The sequence below is a fragment of the Streptomyces sp. NBC_00466 genome (genome assembly GCF_041433995.1).
Classification (GTDB): Bacteria; Actinomycetota; Actinomycetes; order Streptomycetales; family Streptomycetaceae; genus Streptomyces.
Genome location: NZ_CP107896.1, coordinates 139,714 through 159,847, shown reverse-complemented (window position 1 = coordinate 159,847; position 20,134 = coordinate 139,714). Strand labels below are relative to the sequence as shown.

16 protein-coding genes are annotated in these 20,134 nt (G+C 71.2%); 8 read left to right on the top strand and 8 right to left on the bottom strand.

Annotation, left to right across the window (positions count from 1 at the left end):
* Positions 1 to 93: 93 nt before the first annotated feature.
* Entirely contained in the window at positions 94 to 2,460 is a 2,367-nt protein-coding gene (locus tag OG210_RS00720) for a DEAD/DEAH box helicase (RefSeq protein WP_371540120.1), read from the bottom strand.
* Positions 2,461 to 2,700: 240 nt separating this feature from the next.
* Here OG210_RS00720 and OG210_RS00715 point away from each other — a divergent pair, with 240 nt between their 5' ends.
* Together OG210_RS00715 and OG210_RS00710 are read left to right on the top strand one after the other, a co-directional pair.
* Complete coding sequence (locus OG210_RS00715) at positions 2,701 to 3,480, top strand: VOC family protein (RefSeq protein ID WP_328333731.1); 780 nt, start codon at positions 2,701 to 2,703, stop codon at positions 3,478 to 3,480.
* Positions 3,481 to 3,551: 71 nt separating this feature from the next.
* Complete coding sequence (locus OG210_RS00710; RefSeq protein ID WP_328333733.1) at positions 3,552 to 3,797, top strand: WhiB family transcriptional regulator; 246 nt, start codon at positions 3,552 to 3,554, stop codon at positions 3,795 to 3,797.
* Between the two features lie 40 nt (positions 3,798 to 3,837).
* Here the strand turns inward: OG210_RS00710 and OG210_RS00705 are convergent, their stop codons facing one another.
* From OG210_RS00705 to OG210_RS00695, 3 genes are read right to left on the bottom strand one after another with little or no spacing between them, the layout of a single operon-like run.
* The gene (locus OG210_RS00705) at positions 3,838 to 4,410 is read right to left on the bottom strand and encodes a hypothetical protein (protein WP_371534754.1); all 573 of its coding nucleotides are present in this window, start codon (positions 4,408 to 4,410) and stop codon (positions 3,838 to 3,840) included.
* Positions 4,411 to 4,421: 11 nt separating this feature from the next.
* Entirely contained in the window at positions 4,422 to 6,074 is a 1,653-nt protein-coding gene (locus tag OG210_RS00700; protein ID WP_371534752.1) for a sensor histidine kinase, read from the bottom strand.
* A gap of 14 nt (positions 6,075 to 6,088) precedes the next feature.
* Entirely contained in the window at positions 6,089 to 6,775 is a 687-nt protein-coding gene (locus tag OG210_RS00695; protein WP_328333739.1) for a response regulator transcription factor, read from the bottom strand.
* A 203-nt stretch (positions 6,776 to 6,978) separates the two neighbouring features.
* Here OG210_RS00695 and OG210_RS00690 point away from each other — a divergent pair, with 203 nt between their 5' ends.
* The 5 genes from OG210_RS00690 (at position 6,979) to OG210_RS00670 (ending at position 12,443) form a co-directional block, all read left to right on the top strand.
* Positions 6,979 to 7,878, top strand: coding sequence for a DUF3152 domain-containing protein (locus tag OG210_RS00690; RefSeq protein WP_371534750.1), 900 nt, complete (start codon positions 6,979 to 6,981; stop codon positions 7,876 to 7,878).
* A gap of 164 nt (positions 7,879 to 8,042) precedes the next feature.
* Complete coding sequence (locus OG210_RS00685; protein WP_328333743.1) at positions 8,043 to 8,987, top strand: hypothetical protein; 945 nt, start codon at positions 8,043 to 8,045, stop codon at positions 8,985 to 8,987.
* The gene (locus tag OG210_RS00680) at positions 8,984 to 10,453 is read left to right on the top strand and encodes a peptidoglycan-binding protein (protein ID WP_328333744.1); all 1,470 of its coding nucleotides are present in this window, start codon (positions 8,984 to 8,986) and stop codon (positions 10,451 to 10,453) included. Before OG210_RS00685 ends, OG210_RS00680 begins: the two co-directional genes overlap by 4 nt.
* Positions 10,450 to 11,172 (top strand): ABC transporter ATP-binding protein, encoded by a 723-nt coding sequence (locus tag OG210_RS00675; protein ID WP_371534748.1) that lies wholly within the window; start codon positions 10,450 to 10,452, stop codon positions 11,170 to 11,172. The genes OG210_RS00680 and OG210_RS00675 overlap by 4 nt, the downstream gene beginning before the upstream one ends.
* On the top strand, positions 11,169 to 12,443 hold the full coding sequence (locus OG210_RS00670; protein WP_328333746.1) for an ABC transporter permease: 1,275 nt from the start codon (positions 11,169 to 11,171) through the stop codon (positions 12,441 to 12,443). The genes OG210_RS00675 and OG210_RS00670 overlap by 4 nt, the downstream gene beginning before the upstream one ends.
* Before the next feature lie 173 nt (positions 12,444 to 12,616).
* Here the strand turns inward: OG210_RS00670 and OG210_RS00665 are convergent, their stop codons facing one another.
* The 4 genes from OG210_RS00665 to OG210_RS00650 form a co-directional block, all read right to left on the bottom strand.
* Positions 12,617 to 13,594 (bottom strand): acyl-ACP desaturase, encoded by a 978-nt coding sequence (locus OG210_RS00665; protein ID WP_327294211.1) that lies wholly within the window; start codon positions 13,592 to 13,594, stop codon positions 12,617 to 12,619.
* 193 nt (positions 13,595 to 13,787) lie between these two features.
* Positions 13,788 to 15,386, bottom strand: a complete 1,599-nt coding sequence (locus OG210_RS00660) for an ABC-F family ATP-binding cassette domain-containing protein (RefSeq protein ID WP_328333747.1) — start codon at positions 15,384 to 15,386, stop codon at positions 13,788 to 13,790.
* A gap of 278 nt (positions 15,387 to 15,664) precedes the next feature.
* The gene (locus OG210_RS00655) at positions 15,665 to 16,534 is read right to left on the bottom strand and encodes a class I SAM-dependent methyltransferase (RefSeq protein WP_371534744.1); all 870 of its coding nucleotides are present in this window, start codon (positions 16,532 to 16,534) and stop codon (positions 15,665 to 15,667) included.
* Between the two features lie 66 nt (positions 16,535 to 16,600).
* Positions 16,601 to 17,017, bottom strand: a complete 417-nt coding sequence (locus OG210_RS00650) for an SsgA family sporulation/cell division regulator (RefSeq protein ID WP_328333750.1) — start codon at positions 17,015 to 17,017, stop codon at positions 16,601 to 16,603.
* A 244-nt stretch (positions 17,018 to 17,261) separates the two neighbouring features.
* Between OG210_RS00650 and OG210_RS00645 the strand changes: the two genes are divergently transcribed.
* The gene (locus OG210_RS00645; RefSeq protein ID WP_371534742.1) at positions 17,262 to 19,991 is read left to right on the top strand and encodes a beta-N-acetylglucosaminidase domain-containing protein; all 2,730 of its coding nucleotides are present in this window, start codon (positions 17,262 to 17,264) and stop codon (positions 19,989 to 19,991) included.
* The last annotated feature ends 143 nt before the right edge of the window (positions 19,992 to 20,134 follow it).

Genomic DNA, 20,134 nt, shown 5'->3' with positions numbered 1-20,134 from the left:
GATGACCGCGCTCCGACCCTGATGACCGCGCACTGACCCCTGACGGTCCGCCGCGGCACCGGTACCCGTGAAGGCCCGCAGGAATGCGGGCCTTCACCCGTCCCCGGCCGCCTCCCGCTCGGATACCCGCAGCTCCGGGGTCCCTTCGTTCGAGGTCCCCTGCCTCGGGAGCTCCCGCGTCTCCCGCGTCTCCCGCGTCTCCCGCGTCTCCCGCGTCTCCCGGGTCTCCGGCGTCGCCCGCGCGGGGAGTTGCCCCTCTGCGGGCTCTTCCCCGGCGACTGCCCGCTCGGCGAGTTCCCGCTTCGCCAGGAACAGCCGCAGCTGCTCCTCCTCCACGATCCGCCGGGCGAGGCTCCCGTCGGAGACGTCGACCGCGTCGGGCGTCGCCTCGGCCACCTCGCTGCGCCGGGCGTACGCGTCGAACAGCCGGGCCTTGTCGGCCAGTACGCCGAGCATCCGCGTATCCACGCTGTCGGCGGCCAGCAGCCGGTGCACCCGCACCGTTCTGACCTGGCCCATCCGGTGGGCGCGTGCCACGGCCTGGTGCTCCATGGCCGGCTTGATCTGCGGCTCGCAGAGGATGACGACGGAAGCCGCCTGCATGTTGAGGCCCACCCCGCCGGACTGGAACTGGCTCAGCAGCACCGCGTGCCCGGGGGCCGCCGAGAACGCGTCGACCAGCTCCTGGCGGCGGGCAGCCGGCAGACCGCCCTCCACCGGCCCGTACGCCGTCCCGCCGAGGGCCGTCCCCACCGTGGCCAGTACGTCGCGGAAGTACGAGAACACCACGACCTTCAGCCCGTTGGCGGCTGCCTCACCGACCAGCTCGCGCAGCCGCCGGAGCTTCGCCGAACTCTCCGGGCGGGCGTACGCGGCCCGGCGCATCCGCATGAAGTGCCCGTCCGCCACGGCCTCCCGGTAGGCGGCCAGGTCCCCCGCGCTGAGCTCCTCCCACTCGTCCACGTGCACCAGCGCGGGCAGCTCCGTCAGGACATCCTCCTGGTTGCGGCGGAGATAGGCCGGAGCGACCGCCCTGCGGAACACCTGTGAGCCGGCTGCCGCGTCCCGGTCCCGGACGGCGGGCACCAGCTCGGGCTGGAGCCTGCGGACCAGACTGCGGAACTCCTCGACCCGGTTCTCCATCGGCGTACCGGTCAGGAAGAGCACCCGCTCGGAGGGGTTGGTCCAGTCCGCCACGGCCTTCGCCCGCCGGGTGAGGGGGTTCTTGACGAAGTGCGCCTCGTCGACGACGAGCATCCCCGGGCGTACGTCGTCCGGGACCGCGAGCAGATGCAGTACATCGAAGGTGGTGACGGCGACCCCGCCCCGCTCGCACCACTCCGCGAAGGCCGTCCCGCGACCCGGTCCGTGCACCGGCCGGACGGCCAGCGTGGAGCGGGAGCCCACCTCGCGCGTCCAGTTGATCAGTACGCTCGCCGGGCAGACGACCAGGAAGTGCGTGGCGCCGCCCGCCGCGAGATGGGCCATCGCCGCGATGGCCTGGACCGTCTTGCCGAGCCCCATCTCGTCACCGATGATCACCCGGCGCTGCACCAGGGCGAACCGTGCGCCGAAGGCCTGGTAGCCACGTAGGGACACCCGCAGCCTGCTGTCGTCCAGCGGCTGGGCACGGACCCGCCCGGCGATGCCGGACGGCACGAACCCCTCCGCCGCGGCGAGATCGGGGCCCTGGCCCGCGAACTCCGCCAGGAGGCTGTAGTAGTCGGCGGAGCGCAGCTCGAACCCGACCCATGCCTCGGCGTCGGACACGGGCACCCGCAGCAGATCGGCCGATACCTGGGCGAGCAGCAGCGGCACCCCGTCCGCCGCCGACTGCCGGGTGAGGCACGCGACGGCTTCGAGCGCGGCGAGCACCTCCGTACGCCGGGTCCGGCCGGCCAGCGCCGTCCGGAGCCTGCTGCGACCCGGCCCGGCCTGCGGCAGGAGCCGGTCGAGCTCGGTACCGAGCCGCTGCGCCGCGTCATGGGCGCGGCGCAGTTCGGGCCCGGCCTGGGCCAGTACGTGCAGCGATCTGACGAGCGCCGTCGTGCGCGGTTCGGGGCGGTCGATGTCGATCCGTACGGTGACGGTCTCCTCGACCGCCCTGGCGATCTGTCCGGCGGCGGCGACGGCCTGGTCGGCGGTCTGGGCGCCGACGCCGGGCAGCTGCCGCAGCGCGTAGCGGCCCGCGTCGTGCACCTGGGCGACCGTGGTGAAACCCGCCTGCTCCAGGGCGCCGAGCCGCAGCCGGCCCTCGGTGACGTCCCGCAGCCGGGAGAGCGGGATCGGCTCCAGCTCGGCCCTGGCCAGCTCCTGCTGGAGCGGGGTGAGCGCGCTCCGTACGGCGTCGGCCGCCGCGGCACGGTCGGCGACGACGGCCCGCGCCGCACCGAACAGCCGCTCCGCCTCCAGGAGGAGGGCTCGGGCTTTTCTGCCGACCGGGGCCGGACCCTGCTTCACGCCGCTCACCGGAGGGATGATCTCACGCGATGCGGACAACTCCGGCCGGTCCTGGAGTACGCCGGAGGTGCGGGCGCGGCGCCGTCCGGGGTGTGGATCAGGTACGCCATTGGGGTCGCCCCGCTACCCGCCCGGCCGTACCCGGAGGCCCGTGGCGGGCCGGACTGTCAGTGCCCGGTGCAAGACTCGGAAACGCAGGTCGACGGGGGACACCGCCCCCCAAGCCAAGGAGAGCGCACCATGCTGAGCATTCCGTTTGTCGCAGGCTCACCCAACTGGATCGATCTCGCGACCCCCGACCAGGAGGGGGCCACTGCCTTCTACGGCGGGCTGTTCGGCTGGGAGTTCCAGTCGGCGGGCCCCGAGTTCGGCGGTTACGGCATGTATGCCCTGGACGGGAAAATGGTCGGCGGGGTGATGCAGGGGACGGAGGGCCCGGCGGGCAAGGCGTCCTGGTCCGTCTATTTCCAGACCGATGACGCCGACGCGACCGTGCGGGCCGTCGAGGCGGCGGGCGGTGGATCGCTGTTCGGACCGCACGACGTGGCCACGCTGGGCCGCATGTCCGGATTCACGGACACGACAGGTGCGTCCTTCTCGACCTGGCAGCCCAAGGAGCACAAGGGAATGGGCGTGGTGAACGACCCGAACACGCTCTGCTGGACCGAGCTGTACACCACGGATGTCCCCGCTGCCGCCGCGTTCTACCACTCGGTGTTCGGCTGGGAGACCAACTCCGCGCCGTACGAGGGGGGTACGTACACGATGGCGGCCCCGGCGGGCCGCGGCCCCGAGGCCAACATCGGGGGCTTCGTCCAGGCCGGCGCTGCCGACGCGGGCTACTGGCTGCCGTACTTCGAGGTGTCCGACACCGACGCGGCCGTGGCATCCGCGCAGCGGCTGGGCGGCTCCGTCGTCATGGAGCCGGTCGATCTGCCGGGCGTGGGCCGGATCGCCAAGGCGACCGACCCCTACGGAGCGCGGTTCGCGCTGATCAAGGGTGAGTCCGGCGGTGGGTGAGACCCGTCGCGGGGATGCTCGTTCATCGTTTGTTGACCGGACATTGATCGCTGCCGGGCACTGTGTCCATCATGTCGATCACCATCAGCAACGCGCCTGAGCTCGCTTGGCAGGAGCGGGCACTGTGCGCCCAGACGGGGCCGGAGTTCTTCTTTCCCGACCCCGGAAGCTCCACGCGTGATGCCAAGCGGCTCTGCGGAATCTGCGAGGAGCGAGTGGCCTGTCTGGAGTACGCACTCGATCACGACGAGCGGTTCGGAGTCTGGGGAGGACTCTCCGAGAAGGAGCGGTCCGGGCTGAGACGCGACGCGAGCTGACGCGGGCCGGGCGGGGGCACAGGCCGGAGGGACCGTGGGGTCAGCGTTCCGGCGCCTCCTGCGGCTGGTGCGCGACGGGGCACGCGTAGTGCGACCGCGTCATCGTCCACCCGTCCCCGAGCACACGGACGCTGCTGTGCGCGGAGGTGCTTCGCGCGGCAGCGCCGTCGGTTTCCCGCTGCGTGCGGGGGACCGAGGGCGGGATCGACGGAGCCACCGTGCACGCCAGTTGGAGCGCGGCCTGATGGCTCAGCGGGGCCGCGACGCCGGGGAGCCGGACGGAGACGGTGCCGTCGTTGCCGGTCGACACCCGAGGCGTATCCGTCAGATGGGGCAGCTCCGTGGTGGCCGTCGCGGCCTCTCTCGCGGTCGGCCCCTCGAACAGCAGACGGGCAATGGCTCCGAGGTTCCCGGGGTCGTCGGTCCGGCGGGGGACGGCCGTCAGGTCTCCGTCGTGCAGGAAGAAGAGGAAGACGGTGGTGGACGTCGTGGGCTGCGAGCTGGGGGAGAACATGCCGCTCGCCGGTTCACCGGCCTCGATGGCACCGGACGGGGGGACTCCGCACGCCGCGAGCGTGACCGCGGCCGTGAGCCCGGTCAGCAGCGCTGCCACCCGTGAGCCCCTCACCGGGCACCCCCGCGGACGTCGGCATCGGTATCGGTATCGGCATGGGTATCGGTGTCGTCGCGGAGCAGCGGGAGTTCGACCGTGAACACCGCGCCGCCCCGGGGCAGGTTCGCCGCCCGGACGCGCCCCCCGTGCAGGCGCACGTTCTCCGCCGTGATGGCCAGGCCCAGCCCGCTGCTCTGGCTCCTGGTCCGGGAGGTGCTCGCCTTGTAGAACCGCTCGAAGACATGGGGCATGGCCTCTTCGGCGATCCCCGGTCCGTTGTCGGTCACCTCGATGACGGCCCACGCCACGCCCGCCCCCTCCTCCCGTACCCCCACGGTCAGCCGCACGGGCGGCGCCCCGTGCCGCAGCGCGTTGCCGACCAGATTGGCCATCACCACATCGAGCCTGCGCGGATCGACGCGCGCGCGGAGCTCACCCGGCCCGGGCAGCCGGGTCTCCACCTGCCCCTGCCACCCCCGGGAGGCGAGGGTGCGCCGTACGGACTCGGCCAGGTCGATCTCGTCCCGGTTGAGTTCGACCGCCCCCGCGTCGAAGCGGGAGATCTCCATCAGGTCGTTCACCAGTCCGCTCAGCCGGCCCGTCCCCTCGCTGATGAGCCGCAGCGCGTCACCGGTCTCCCCTTCCAGACGCAGCGCCTTCTCGTCCAGCACGTCGGTGACCGCCGACATCGCCGCCAGAGGCGTGCGCAGCTCGTGGGAGACGTCCGCCACGAAGCGGCGTGCCTGGGACTCCAGGCGGCGCAACTCACCCACGGTCCGCTCCAGTTCGGCTGCCGTCTCGTTGAAGGACCGGGAGAGGTCGGCGAGTTCGTCGGAACCGGTGACGGCCAGCCGGACGTCGAGGTGCCCTGCGGCCATTCGGCGCGTCGCCCCGCGCAACGCCCGTACGGGGCGCAGTACGCCGCTCGCGGCGAGCAGCGCCAGGACGACGGCGAGACTGAGGGCCACCAGGGTGGCTCGTTCGATGCCGCTGACCATGGCCTTGACGTACGCCTCTTCGGTGTTCTGCGGGACCTCCAGGTACATCACGACCCCGGAGAGCCTGGCCTCCGTTCCCTGGCCGGAGGTGTACGTGATGGGCATGCCGACGACCAGACGAGGACGCCCGTCTACGTTCACCCGCTGGAACACCGCGGCACGTCTGTCCCGCGCGGACCGGCGCAGTGCGGGGCTCGGCTCGTCGAAATCAGCGCTCGGCGCATAGACGCGGAGGCGGCCGGACGTCGCCATGACCCGCCACCCCGACGACGGGTTCGCGTACAGCACCTGGTTCACCGCCGACTGGAGATTCGACCGGTCCGGTGTGGTGGTGAGGTAGGGCGCGACGGCGTTGACGCTCGTACGGAACTGGTGGATGACGGAGTCCTGGCTCTGCTGGAGCACCCCCGTGCGCGCCTCGCGGAAGGCGAGGAGGCCGGTGCCCAGGGCGCTGGCCATGGCCACCAGGACGAAGGCCGCCAGCAGACGGGGGCGCAGGCCGCGCAGCGGGAGCGGGATGCGCGCCAAGGCCGCCCGGAGGAACCGCAGGGGGCTGGTTCCCCGTACGGCGGCGGGGAACTCGTCGGCCGTGCCGGCCTCGTGGAGATGCTCGGCCTTGCGTGCCCGCACGGTTCTCCGCGCCGGCGCGGTCTTCTGCGTCCGCATGGATGTCCGGCCGCTCACGAGGTGCCGAAGCGGTAGCCGAATCCGCGTACGGTCTGCACGTAACAGGGATTCCTGTCCTCGCCGAGCTTGTTGCGCAGTCGCTTCACACAGGCGTCCACGAGCCGTATGTCGCCGTGGTAGCTGTGTTCCCAGACCGCTTCCAGCAACTGCTGGCGGCTGAACACCTGGCCGGGCGAGGCCGACAGGGTCAGCAGCAGCCGTAGTTCGGAGGGGGCGAGGGGGACGGGTTCGCCGCGGTGCGTCACCACGAGCCCGGCCCGGTCGACCATCAGCTCGCCGTGCGTCTCCGCCCGGGGCCGGGCGCCGCCCGGTACCGACGCGTCCTGTCTTCGCAGTACGGCCCGTATTCGTGCGTCGAGCACCCGCGCCTGTACGGGCTTGACCACGTAGTCGTCCGCGCCGGCCTCCAGCCCCACGACCACGTCGATGTCGTCCCCCCGGGCCGTCACGATGATGATCGGCACCTGGTGGCGGTCCCTGATCCGGCGGCACACGTCCAGGCCGGAGATGCCGGGCAGCATGAGATCGAGTACGACGACGTCCGGCCGGAAGGGGCGGAGCTGTTCCAGCCCCTCTTCACCCGTTTCCACGCCGAGGACTTCATGCCCCTGATGCCGCAGGCCCAACTGGACAGCCCTGCGGACATCTTGGTCGTCTTCGACGATCAGGATCCGTGACATTTCGAAAGTGTAAGCAGATCGGATGACATGGCTGTCCTGAGGAGGACCCTCTCCGAGGGCCGTTACACAACGATCACAACGGGCCGGGGGTGGCGGGTGTTCGGGCCCGAATCGGCGGAAGCCACCCTGAAACCATGTGTTGTTGCCATTTTGTTACGGTCCTGGCTCATGGCGGTCAACTGAAACGACCATGTTGAGCTGTCATGCACTCGGCACGACAGCGTCAATCCGCACCCCCTGCAGGCAGCACTCCGGCCGTTCACCGCGGCGGCCGTCGGCGCCGGTCCTCCCATGGCCGGGCACGCCCGCGCCGCCGGGGCCGGAGACTGCTGATCGGCGCGCTGGTGGCCGCGGGCCTGCTGGGCCCGGCGACGTATTACCTGGGGAGTGGGCGGAGCGACGCGTCGAGCGACGCACCGCGCCCGCTGAGCACACACATCGTCCCCACTCCTCCCCCCACCCCCACTCCGACTCACACGCCGACTCACACCCCCAAGCCGACGCCCAAGCCGAGCCGGACAGGGACCGCCGTCCCCTCGAAGGGCAGCGGGACGTTCGTCACCGCACAGGCCAGTGGCGCGACGGTGGGCAGCGGTCCCCACCCGCTGCGCTACGTCGTGGAGGTCGAGACCGGCCTCGACACCTCGGCGTCCCAGGCGGCCAAGGAGATCGCCGGGATACTGGCCGCTCCGCGGGGCTGGACCCACGATCCGCACTTCGCGTTCCAGCTGGTGAGCGCGGGAGCGCCGCACGATCTCACGGTGAGAATCGCGACACCGGGGACGGCGGACGCCCTGTGCTGGACGGGCATCCACCAGGACACCGAAGGCGAGTACAACTGCGAGGTTCCCGGCGGGGTGGTGGTGAACCTCAAGCGCTGGGTCAAGGGCTCGCCCACCTTCGACGGACCCATCCATGACTACCGGGCGCTGATCATCAACCACGAGATGGGGCACTTCCTCGGCTACTCGCATGTGACCTGCGCGGGCGCCGGACGACTGGCCCCCGTGATGATGCAGCAGATCAAGGGCCTGCACGGGTGCGTCGCCAACGCCTGGCCCTACGACAAGAACGGTGTCCTGGTCACCGGGCCGCCTGCATGACCGGCGCCGGTCGCTGAGGGCGGTCGCCGGGGGCGGTCATACGGCGGGGGCCGTTACAGCCCGGTCATGTGCCGAACCCACGGCCATGAACTGCCGGCGCCACTGTGAACTCCACGTTCTCCCGCGCCCGCAGGCAGAACCCCCCTCCCGATCGGATGGAAGTAATGAATCGATCCCGCGCTGTCCGGAGACTGGCCGCGGCGGTGAGCCTGTTGCCGCTGCTGGCGGCTTGCGGCACCGGCACCGGCTCGGAATCCCACTCGGCGAACGGAGCGAAGACCACGGCCGGCTCGTCGGGACAGCTCGACATCCCCGCCGACGCGAACGCCGATCTCAAGAAGCAGTACCTCCTGGAGAACGCGATCGCGGCCTGCATGAAGAAGCAGGGATTCACCTACACCCCCGTGGCACCCGAGGATCCCGCCGCCTCCTGGGCCACCGACGGGGCGGACTACGCGCTGACGAAGAAGTACCGGCAGAAGTACGGATTCGGCATCTATTCGGGCATCGTCTACCCCAACGACGCCGGTTCATCGGGGAGTACGGCCGCCCGGAAGGACTCGGGCAGGACGCCCAACGCGGCCTATGTGGACACGCTCACTCCCGAGCAGAAGACCGCGTACAACAAGGCGCTGGGTGCTCCCCCCGACCCGAAGACCGGGGAGAAGAACTGGACCGGTTGTCAGGGAGAGGCCGACAAGAAGGTCTACGGCTCCGCGACGGCCCAGGAGCGGAGCACCAGGACCGCGAACCAGAACCAGGCCAACGCGCAAGCACTCAACGGAGATCCGAAGCTGGTCGCGCTGGCGCAGTCGTACGCCTCGTGTCTGACGAAGGACGGCATCTCCGTGACGACCACGCAGCCGACCGGCATCGGGGAGATGGTCAGGCTCCAGGCGCTCAAGTCCGCTCCGGCCGGGGCCGGCGGCATCGCCCCCGTCGAAGCGGACGGGAACACCCGCAAGTCCATGAGCAAGAAGGACGCCCTCCCTCTGCTCACCAAGGACATCGAGGTGGCGATGCAGGACCTGAAGTGCGGCAAGGAGTTCCGGGCCGCCTACTTCCCGAAGTTCCTGAAGGCCCCGACCAGCGGTGGCGGTGCCGGGTGAGGAAGCGCCCCAAGCTGATCGGTACCCGTCCCGGACAGCTGACGGTCGTCGTCGCCGCGGTGGCGCTGGTCGGAGCGGGCGGCTGGTTCGCCGGATCGCGGATGCAGTCGCCTGCGGACGCCGCCGCCGCGCACCGGCCGCCGAAGGCGCGTCCGGTCACCGTCACGGTCGAGCGCCGCTCGCTGACCGCGAGTGTGGTGGCCCAGGGCTCGGTGGAGTTCGGCTCGCCGAGGAAAGTGACCCTGGCCGGCTCCGTCGGCTCTCCGGACTCCGGGTCCGGGTCCGGGTCCGGCGGATCGGGGGCCGGTGACAGCGTCGCCCAGCGGGTCACCAAGGCACCGTCCGCCGGGGCGGAGTTGAAGGAGGGGGATGTACTGATGCAGGTGAGCGGCCGGCCGGTCCTGGTGCTGCGGGGCACCGTGCCGATGTACCGCACGCTGGGCCCCGGCGCCTCCGGGGACGATGTCAGGCAGCTCCAGCAGGCGCTGACCCGGCTGGGCTTCAACCCCGGTTCGGCCAACGGGACGTACGGGCAGCCGGACGCAGCGGCGGTGAGCCGCTGGTACAAGAGCCGGGGCTACCGCGCCATGGAGCCCACCGTCGCCGACAAGCAGCAGCTGGGAACGCTCGAAGCGGCGGTGACCACCGCACAGCAGGCCCTTCTCGCGGCACGGAACCCGGGCGGCGGCTCCAAGGGAACCGACGGCTCCAAGGGAACCGGTGGCTCCAAGGGATCCGGCAGCGTCCCGGGTGGCGGCGCGGGCACCGGCGGGGACACCGCGAAGCTGCAACTCAAATCGGCGCAGCAACAGCTGGACGCGGCCGACGCCGCGCTCTCCGCCTTCCAGGCCGGTTACGGAACCAAGGTCCCCGCCGGTGAGGTGGTCTTCCTGCCGGACCTCCCGGCCCGGCTGGACAAGGTGTCCGCGAAGACCGGAGACACCCCCTCCGGGCCGGTCGCCACGGTGACCAGCTCCAAGGTCGTGGTGCAGGCCGTGGTCCCGGCCGAGGACGCCAAGTTGCTCCACAAGGGCATGCAGGCCCGGGTGGAGACCACCGACGGCACGAAGGCGGACGGAGAAGTGGTGGCACTCGCCGACGACGTACCGAAGGGCGATTCGGCCGACGCCGACAAACAGCAGGGGACCCCGGCCGGCGGGAGCGAGGGCACCTCGGCTCCCGTACCGGTGCAGATCTCCGTGCCGGCGGGGAAGCTGACCAAGAACGCCACCGAATCCGCGAAGGTCACCATTGAGGTGGGCTCGTCGGACGGCAAGGTACTGACCGTGCCCGTCGCCGCGCTGCACACCTCCGCCGACGAGAAGGCCCGGGTGCAGGTCGCGCGCGGCGGCAGGGTGGTGGACGTACCCGTCGAGGCCGGGCTCTCCGCGGACGGCCAGGTGGAGGTCACCCCGTCGTCCGGTGCCGCGCTGAAGGCCGGCGACCAGGTGGTGGTCGGGCGATGACCGGTCCGCCGTCCTCCGTCGTGCCCGACGCGGACACTGTCATCCAACTGACTGCCGTGGACCGGACCTTCGACTCCGAACCGCCGGTGCACGCCCTGCGGGACGTGAACCTGACCGTCCGGCGCGGGGAGCACCTGTCGATCGTCGGTCCGTCCGGTTCCGGCAAGTCGACACTGCTCAACACCCTGGGGTTGCTGGACCGCCCCACATCGGGGGCCTACTGGCTCGACGGGGTGCAGACCAACGTGCTCGGCGACCTGGAGCGCACCTCGTTGCGCGGCAGCCGGATCGGGTTCGTCTTCCAGTCCTTCCACCTGCTGCCGTACCGGACCGTGGACGAGAACGTCATGCTGGCCGAGACCTACCGCCGGCCGCGCCCCGGGCGCGGCCGGGCGGGCCGCCCCACCAGGGCCGAGCAGGCACTGGAACGGGTGGGCCTGGCGCACCGGGCCGGCTTCCGGCCGGACCGGCTCTCCGGCGGTGAGAGACAGCGGGTGGCGATCGCCAGGGCGCTGATGAGCGAGCCCGCCCTGCTGCTCTGCGACGAGCCCACCGGCAACCTCGACAGCGAGAACACCGAGTCGGTGCTGGACCTCTTCGGCCGGCTCGGCGAGCAGGGCATGACCCTGGTGGTGATCACTCACGAGGAGGCGGTCAGCCGGCGGGCCGACAGGCGGGTGAGGATCAGCGACGGACGGCTCACCGAGGAGCACCTATGAGGTCCCGGACACGCGCCGTGCAAGCTGCGGCTCCCGGGGGCACAGCACGGGCCGGGGGCGCCGTCGAGCGCCCCTGGATGGACCTCAGGGACCTGTGGTCCGAGGCGCTGGCGGGGGTGCTCGCCCGCCCGATGCGCTCCGCCCTGACCACGCTGGGCACCGTTCTGGGCATCACCACCCTGGTCATCACCATCGGGATCTCGTCCACGGCGGGCAACCAGATCGTGGGCCGGTTCGACGCCCTCGCCGCCACCTCGGTCACGGTGGGGGTGCCCTCCGTGGCGTCGGCCGGCTCCGGCCCGCTCGTGGACTGGTCGGGTGTCGGCGCGGTGCGCCGGCTGGCCGGGGTCGAGTCGGTGGCGGCGATCGCCGACTCCCAGGAGACCGCGAGCGTCGAGGTGCGTTCCAACGACGTGGTCGCTCCCGGCGAGGTCAGCGGCCAGACCATGGCGGTCGTCGCGGCGTCTCCCACGCTGCCGGCCGCGGTACGGGGCGGGATGACCGCCGGGCGCTTCTTCGACGACGGGGACATCGCCCGGCACGACCGGCTGGCGGTCCTCGGCGACCAGGCGGCGCGGCTCCTCGGCATCAGCTCGGTCGAGGACGCTCCCGCGGTCTTCCTGAAGGGCCAGGCGTACACGGTGATCGGGATACTCGGCGGAGTGGAGCGGGAACAGCAGCTCGCCACCGCGGTGATCCTGCCGCCCACGACGGCCGCGGACCGGATGGGGCTGGGAACCGTGACCCGGATACTGATCAACACCTCGCTCGGCGCGGCGAACCAGGTCGCCCACCAGGCACCGACCGCGCTGGCCCCCGGCGCCGAGGCTTCCCTGACCGTGACGGCACCGCCCGATCCGGCCAGGGCCCGCAAGGGAGTGCAGGGCGACGTCAACGGCCTGTTCCTGGTCCTCGGGCTGGTCTCGCTGGTGGTCGGGGCCATCGGTATCGCCAATGTGACGCTGGTGACGGTCATGGAGCGGATCGGGGAGATCGGACTGCGCCGTGCCCTCGGGGCCTCGCGGCGTCAGGTCGCCGGCCAGTTCCTGGTGGAGTCGACGACGATCGGACTGCTCGGCGGTGTCGTGGGCGCCGCCCTGGGCATGGTCGTGGTGGTGGTCGTCTCCGCCGTCAGGGACTGGACCCCGGTCCTGGACGTGCGCCTCGCGCTCGGAGCCCCGGTCGCCGGAGCCCTTGTAGGACTTCTGGCCGGCCTCTACCCGTCACTGCGGGCCTCCCGCATGGAACCGGTCGACGCCTTGCGCTCGTAGCCGAGCCCCGGAAGGGAGGCCGGGCCGCGGCCCGGGGGTGCTCGCGGCGGAGCCATGAGCGGACCGCCGCGACGGTGACGGCGCAGTGGAAGACGGTGGCTGCGCCGTGTAAGACGCAGGCCCTCCTGCCGTAGCCACCGGCTACGGCAGGAGGGCCCACGGCCTCTCCGGGTCTACGACGCTGCGGCGCGTGCGGCCACCCGGGCCTTGCGGGCCGCGAGCTTCGCGTCGAACTTGGCGGCCTCGGCGTCCAGGCCGCCCATGTACATACCCAGCTCCTCCTGCGCCTTCAGTCCCTCCGGGCCGAGCCCGTCGATGTCCAGGACCTTCAGGTACCGCAGCACGGGCTGGAGCACGTCGTCGTGGTGGATCCGCATGTTGTAGATCTCGCCGATCGCCATCTGTGCGGCGGCCCGCTCGAAGCCGGGCATCCCGTGTCCGGGCATCCGGAAGTCGACGACGACGTCGCGCACCGACTGCATGGTGAGATCCGGGGCGATCTCGAAGGCCGCGCCCAGCAGATTGCGGTAGAAGACCATGTGCAGGTTCTCGTCGGTCGCGATCCGCGCCAGCATCCGGTCGCAGACCGGGTCGCCCGACTGGTGGCCGGTGTTGCGGTGCGAGACCCGGGTGGCGAGCTCCTGGAACGCGACGTACGCGACCGAGTGCAGCATCGAGTGCCGGTTGTCGGACTCGAAGCCCTCCGACATGTGCGCCATCCGGAACTGCTCCAGCTTGTCCGGGTCGACGGCGCGCGAGGCCAGCAGGTAGTCGCGCATCACGATGCCGTGCCGGCCCTCCTCCGCGGTCCACCGGTGCACCCAGGTGCCCCAGGCTCCGTCGCGCCCGAAGAGCGAGGCGATCTCGTGGTGGTAGCTGGGGAGGTTGTCCTCGGTCAGCAGGTTGACCACGAGCGCGGTCCTGCCGATGTCCGTGACCTTGGACTGCTCGGGCTCCCACGCCTTCCCGTCCTCGAAGAAGCCGGGAAAGTTACGTGCGTCGGAGAACGGCACGTACTCGTGGGGCATCCAGTCCTTGGCCACGGAGAGATGGCGGTTGAGTTCCTTCTCCACCACCTCCTCCAGCGCATACAGCAGCCGGGCGTCTGTCCACGCGTCCGTACTGCCGAGGTGGGGAGAGGTGATCGTCACGGGGGCTCCTGGGGACGGGAGTATTTACCTACGGATTCGTAGGTTACGTATCCGTAGGTTAAGGCGGCAGTAAGCCCCAGCCAACCCCCTGTTCCGATATGTGCCGTTACGGTCTGTTATGCCGCCAGGTCGGGCCTCGATACGGAGAGCCATATCACGCTTCGATGCCGGGCTATTCGCTGCCGGATTCCGGCTATTCGCTGCCCCCCAGCGTGAGCCACCGGGTGATACCGACCGACTCCAGGAACGGCAGGTCGTGGCTCGCCACGATCAGCGCCCCCTCGTAGGACTCCAGCGCGGCCGTCAGCTGGCGCACGCTGGCCATGTCCAGATTGTTGGTCGGTTCGTCGAGCATCAGGAGCTGCGGGGCGGGCTCGGCCAGTAGCAGCGCGGCGAGCGCGGCCCGGAACCGTTCGCCGCCCGACAGCGTGCCGGCCGGCTGGTCGGCACGCGCCCCCTTGAAGAGGAACCGGGCGAGCCGTGCCCGGATCAGGTTGTTACCGGCCTCCGGCGCATTGCGTGCCACGTTCTCCACGACACTCAGCCCGTCGTCGAGCACGTCGAGCCGCTGCGGCAGGAACCGGAGCGGCACATGCGCCGTCGCCTCCCCGGAGACCGGCTCCAGCTGACCCGCGATGGTCCGCAGCAGCGTGGTCTTCCCTGCTCCGTTGCGCCCGACCAGGGCGATCCGCTCGGGTCCGTGGGCGGTGAACTCGCCCTCGACACCGCTCCCGTACGGCAGGTGGAGTTCCCGCAGGGTCAGCACGCTCCGGCCGGGGTGCACTTTGGTGTACGGCAGTTCGATACGGATCTCGTCGTCGTCCCGCACCGCGTCCGCCGCCTCGCTGAGCCGCTCCTTCGCGTCGTCCAGCCGCTCGGTGTGCATGATGCGGTGCTTGCCCGCCGACTCCTGCGCCGCGCGTTTCCGCGCACCCATCACGATCTTGGGCTCGCGCTTCTGGTCCGACATCTTCTGCCCGTACCGCTTGCGTCGCGCCAGTTTGACCTGGGCGTCGGCCAGTTCGCGTTTCTGCTTCTGCACATCGGCCTCCGCGACCCGCACCATGCGCTCGGCCGCCTCCTGTTCCACGGCGAGCGCCTCCTCGTACGCGGACAGTGCCCCGCCGTACCAGTGGACCTCGCCGTCCCGCAGGTCGGCGATCTGGTCGACGCGCTCCAGGAGTTCACGGTCGTGGCTGACCACGACCATCACACCGGGCCAGGCGTCGACCGCCGCGTACAGCCGCTGCCTGGCGTGCCGGTCGAGGTTGTTGGTCGGCTCGTCGAGCAGCAGGACGTCCGGCCTGCGCAGCAGCAGCGCGGCGAGCCTCAGCAGGACGGACTCGCCGCCCGAGACCTCGCCGATGGTCCGGTCGAGACCGACCGAGCCGAGTCCGAGCTGGCCGAGCACCGCGTGGGCGCGCTCCTCCACGTCCCAGTCGTCGCCGACCGCCGTGAAGTGCTCCTCGCTCGCGTCACCCGCCTCGATGGCGTGCAGCGCGGCACGCTGGACGTCGATGCCCAGCGCCTGGTCCACGCGCAGCGCGGTGTCGAGCACGAGGTTCTGCGGGAGGTACCCGATGTCGCCGGTGACGCGGACGGTTCCCTCGGTCGGGGTCAGCTCACCTGCGATCAGCCGGAGCAGGGTCGACTTCCCCGACCCGTTGACGCCGATGAGGCCCGTCCTGCCGGGGCCGACGGCCAGCTGGAACCGGTCGAGGACCGAGGTCCCGTCCGGCCAGGAGAAGGAGAGCGCGGTGCAGGAGATGTGGGTGGACGAATGGGTTGACATACGGGTCTCCCGGTTGCTGCGAAAAGGGGTGGGGGCAACGGGTGGAGACACCGCAGGGCACAGAGAAGGCCCTGTTCCGGGAGGACAGCTCGAATACCGAGGTCACACGCGGTGCGCGCAGGTGTGGTCACTGCACGGCACGGTGTCTCAAGACCTCAGTAGCGCAATGTCCTACTCCGATCAACGACGACAGGGCCAGGGAGAACGTTACGGCCGATCCGGCCCGCCCGCAAAGCGATTTACCGCGCAGGCGTCCGGTCGTGCGCCGTAGCGCGCGGTCACACCGTCGGCCGGACAGCGGGGCGGCGCCCCCAGGCGGAGATCATGGGGGACGTGGCCAGGTCGAGGCGGCCGGTCGCGACGTTCGCCAGATGCTGGTCGATGTCGTGGTCGGTGGCGATCCCGGCTGCCACGAGACGGGAGCGGATCTGGCGCACGGTGGCAGCTTCCAGGACAGTGCAGGCCGGCGAGGTGATGGGGAAGTAGGCGTCCGCCTGTACGTCGTCCAGGCCGGCTTCGCGCAGCAGCCGGGGCAGCGTCCGCCCGTACGCGAGATCCGCACCGCGCGCGGCCATCAGCTCGCGGAAACCCGACCGCAGACGGTTGGCGAGCCGCTGCTCGGGGCCGGACTCGTCGGGGCACAGGAGCGGCTGCAGTCCTGGGTCGGCGTCCTCGATCAGGAGCCGGCCGCCGGGACGCAGCGCCTGCACCATCCGGCGCAGGGCTTCGGCCCGGTCGGTGACATGGACCAGGACCAGCCGGGCGTGGACCAGGTCGAATCCGCCGGGCGGCGGCGGGTCGGCCGCCACGTCGTGCCGCAGCACCTCGATGGTCCCGCCGGTGCCGGTGCCGGTGCCGGTGCCGGTGCCGGTGCCCAGCGCGGACTCGGTCCACGAGGTGTCGATGTCCGTGGCCACCACGGCGCCGTCCGGGCCGACCCGTGCGGCAAGCCCCAGGGGGACGGTGGGGCCGCCGGCGCCGATCTCCCAGCACCGCATGCCCGTTGCGATGCCGAGGCGGTCGATGTGCCGGAAGGTCACCGGATCGAACAGCTCGGCCAGGGCGTCGAAGCGGATGCCGGCTTCCGCCTGCTGGTTGTCGAGCAGGTATCCGTTGTCCGCGCCGTCGTCCGCACCATGGTCAGCCATGCCGCGAGTATCGCCGATCCTGGCCGGGCGCGGGAGCGCAGGCCCGGCAGGTGCCCGGCCGTCGCGCTAGCAGGCGTCCCGCAGCAGTTCCACGACGTCCTGGTCCACGTCGAGATAGCGGTGCTCGCGCCCGGAAGGTACGAGCGTCTCCGTCCGCTTCAGGAAGTGGCGCAGCTCGGCGGTGTGGATATGGACCATCGCGACGCCCTCGCGGGAGTGGAACTCCAGGACGGTCCGGTCGTAGCCGAACGGCCGGATCCGTACGTCGCCCACACCGGAAGGCGCACGGAGCCCCGCGCCCAGCAGGTCGCGTGCGAACGCCCAGGAGACCGCCACACCCGCCAGCGTGGCCTGCGGCGGGAAGCCCACGGTGACCGCGAAGGGGTCCGCACGGTCGTAGCGCAGGGTGGTCGGGACGGTCTCCAACCGGGGTGCGGGTGTGACCAGGCGAGCCTGGACTGCCTGTATGACGACGTGAGGCAAGGTCTCGCTCCCTTCTCGCGGTTCGGCCGGCAGTGTTCCCTCGAAGGGTCAGACGACCGGCGGGACCGTTCCGTGCACCGGGAGACCGAGTGACATCCATCACCCCGCGGCGAAAGGTGCAGACTTATGCGCGCAACTGCTCGGAAGAGCCTTCCTGCGCGCATCATTGACACACAATCAGGCGAGTGGTCTAGTCCTCTACGGCCCCGCTCAGGGGTCGGTGCCGAACCGTGGAGGATCGTTGATGTTCCGCAAAAAGCCGGCCGGACCGCATCGCAGACCGCTCTCCGGGCCTCTGCTCAGCCCCCTCGTGGCAGGCCTCGCGCTGGCCCTGTCGGCGGCCCCGCTCAGCGCGGTCACCGCCGGGACCGCGAGCGCGGCCCCGAAGCCGGCCGCCCCCGTCATCACCCCCGCACCGCAGTCCGAGTCCACCCGCTCCGACAGCGTGCGTATCACCCCGTCGGTCGACATCGTCACCGGCAGCACGACCGACGCCGCCGCGCTCTCCCTGGTGGAGAAGTCCCTGAAGGCCGCCGGAGCCGCCCACCTGTCCGTCGGGCCGAAGAGCACCGGCCAGGACCGGCTGGCGGTCTACGTCGGCGGTCCGGGCGAGAACCCGTCGTCCGCCGCCGCCCTCACCGCACTCGGAGTGCAGGGCCCGCAGGGTCTCGCCGCAGAGGGCTACGTACTCGCGGCCGGCCGGGCCCACGGCGACGGCGCGGGCCGGATCGTGCTCTCCGGGACCGACACGACCGGCACCTACTACGCCGCCCAGTCACTGCGTCAGGTGCTCCCGCACCGCAGCGGCCCCGGTGCCCCGGTGCCCGGCCTGCAGGTGCGCGACTGGCCGTCCACACCGGTACGCGGCACCATCGAGGGCTTCTACGGCACCCCGTGGTCGCAGGCCGCGCGCCTGGATCAGATGGACTTCTACGGCGCGCACAAGATGAACATCTACGTGTACTCGCCGAAGGACGACGCCTACCTCCGCGACAAGTGGCGCGACGCGTACCCGCCGGACCAGCTGGACCGGATCAAGGAACTGGTGGACCGGGCGCGCGCCAACCACGTCCAGTTCACCTACGCGCTCTCGCCCGGACTGAGCGCCTGCTACAGCTCCGACGACGACCTCAAGGCACTGGTCGACAAGCTCCAGACCATCTGGGACATCGGTGTGCGGCAGTTCGCCGTCCCGCTCGACGACATCAGCTACACCCACTGGAACTGTGACGCCGACCAGGCGAAGTTCGGCACCGGTGGTGGTGCGGCCGGAGCCGCGCAGGCGTATCTGCTCAACCGGGTCAACCAGCAGTTCATCAAGACCCATCAGGGCGCACAGCCGCTGGAGATGGTGCCGACCGAGTACTACGACGTCACCCCGTCCCCGTACAAGACCGCCATCGCCGGGCAGCTCGACAAGGACGTCCTGGTCGAGTGGACCGGTGTCGGTGTCGTCGCACCGACCATGACGGTCGCACAGGCGAAGTCGGCCCGGACGGTGTTCGGCCATCAGATCCTGACCTGGGACAACTACCCGGTCAACGACTACGTGACCAACCGGCTGCTGCTCGGCCCGTTCAACGGGCGGGAGAAGGGGCTCGCCGAACAGCTCGCGGGGATCACGGCCAACCCGATGATCCAGCCGTACGCGTCGAAGCTCGCGCTGTACACCGTCGCCGACTACACGTGGAACGACGCGGCGTACGACGCCGACCGCTCCTACCGGCAGGCAGTGCACGAACTCTCGGGCGGCAGCCCGGGGGTGGAGCGGGCCCTGCGGGCCTTCACCGACGTCAACTACAGCTCGTCGCTGAACAAGCAGGAGGCGCCCGAGCTGTCCGCGGTCATCTCCCGCTACTGGGACGGCAAGGCGTCGTCCGGCACCCTCGCGGCATCTCTGCGCGAGCTGCACGACGCCCCCGGTGTGCTGCGTGCGCAGTTGCCCGACAAGGGGTTCGTCACCGACGCCGGGCCGTGGCTCGACTCCGCGCAGGCGTGGGGCACGGCGACACTCGCCGCGCTGCGGATGCTGGACGACGCGAAGGCCGGGCACGGCGCCGCCGCGTGGCAGGAGCGGCAGCAGCTTGCCGGTCTGGTCGCGAAGGCGAAGGCACCGGTCTACACCGACATGAACGGCGGGAAGATCCCGGTGGTCGTGGGTGACGGTGTGCTCGACGCGTTCGTGACCCGGGCGCTCACCGAGGAGGGCCGGCTCATCGGGCTTCCGCCGCAGCCGGTGGGCCAGAGCGATCTGGGCGTCTACTCGGGCAACGCCCCGGCCCGGATGACCGACGGCGACGACTCCACCTACTTCTGGAGCAGCGCCGCCGCGGCCAAGGACGACTGGGTCGGTGTGGACCTCGGCGCCCAGCGCCCCATCACCGATGTCACCGTCACCATGGGCAAGTCCGGCAGCGAGTCCGACTACCTCCACCAGGGTGTCCTGGAGTACTCGTCGGACAACAGCACCTGGCACGAGCTGGGCTCGTTCAAGGATCAGCCGACGGTCACGGCGACGGCACCTGGGGGCACCACCGCGCGGTACGTACGGGCCCGGGCGACCGCCGACCAGACCAACTGGGTGGTGGTACGGGAGTTCCACGTGGGCGGCGCGGACGCACCGGCCGTCACGGGCAACCCGCCCGCGGCGGACGGCAGCAGCCAGGCATCCGCCGCGGACGGGAACGCGGAGAGCGTCTACCGCGCCTCGCGGGCGCCCGCGGCCGGTGAGTCCCTGGACGTCGCCCTGCCGCAGGCCGAGGCGGTGCGCACGGTGACCGTACTGGCTCCCGAAGGAGTGCAGGGCGTCAAGGCGGCCGTGCAGATCCGTACCGGCGGCCAGTGGCGGACGCTCGGCGCCACGACCGGCCCGTACACACGCATCACGACCGGTGCGGTCACCGCCGACGCGGTCCGCCTGCTGTGGGCCGAGGGCTCGGCGGCGCCGCAGATCAACGAGGTGGCCGTGCAGTAGCCGCGGGAACACCGCGCAGGGGCGTGGGGGCCGGGCGGCCACGAACCGCCGGGCCCCCACGGCCTGTCCCGACAGCGCTGCGAAATCGGCCCCGGCGCACCGGAGCCCGCCGGGCAGCCCCAGCAGAGGGCTCCCGGCCCGCG

Bases quoted from the DNA above. Each gene is read 5' to 3' on its own strand.
- OG210_RS00690 (WP_371534750.1), top strand. From the start codon at position 6,979: ATGCACTCGGCACGACAGCGTCAATCCGCACCCCCTGCAGGCAGCACT.
- OG210_RS00700 (WP_371534752.1), bottom strand. From the start codon at position 6,074: ATGCGGACGCAGAAGACCGCGCCGGCGCGGAGAACCGTGCGGGCACGC.
- OG210_RS00670 (WP_328333746.1), top strand. From the start codon at position 11,169: ATGAGGTCCCGGACACGCGCCGTGCAAGCTGCGGCTCCCGGGGGCACA.
- OG210_RS00660 (WP_328333747.1), bottom strand. From the start codon at position 15,386: ATGTCAACCCATTCGTCCACCCACATCTCCTGCACCGCGCTCTCCTTC.
- OG210_RS00675 (WP_371534748.1), top strand. From the start codon at position 10,450: ATGACCGGTCCGCCGTCCTCCGTCGTGCCCGACGCGGACACTGTCATC.
- OG210_RS00710 (WP_328333733.1), top strand. From the start codon at position 3,552: ATGTCGATCACCATCAGCAACGCGCCTGAGCTCGCTTGGCAGGAGCGG.
- OG210_RS00695 (WP_328333739.1), bottom strand. From the start codon at position 6,775: ATGTCACGGATCCTGATCGTCGAAGACGACCAAGATGTCCGCAGGGCT.
- OG210_RS00685 (WP_328333743.1), top strand. From the start codon at position 8,043: ATGAATCGATCCCGCGCTGTCCGGAGACTGGCCGCGGCGGTGAGCCTG.
- OG210_RS00645 (WP_371534742.1), top strand. From the start codon at position 17,262: ATGTTCCGCAAAAAGCCGGCCGGACCGCATCGCAGACCGCTCTCCGGG.
- OG210_RS00715 (WP_328333731.1), top strand. From the start codon at position 2,701: ATGCTGAGCATTCCGTTTGTCGCAGGCTCACCCAACTGGATCGATCTC.
- OG210_RS00655 (WP_371534744.1), bottom strand. From the start codon at position 16,534: ATGGCTGACCATGGTGCGGACGACGGCGCGGACAACGGATACCTGCTC.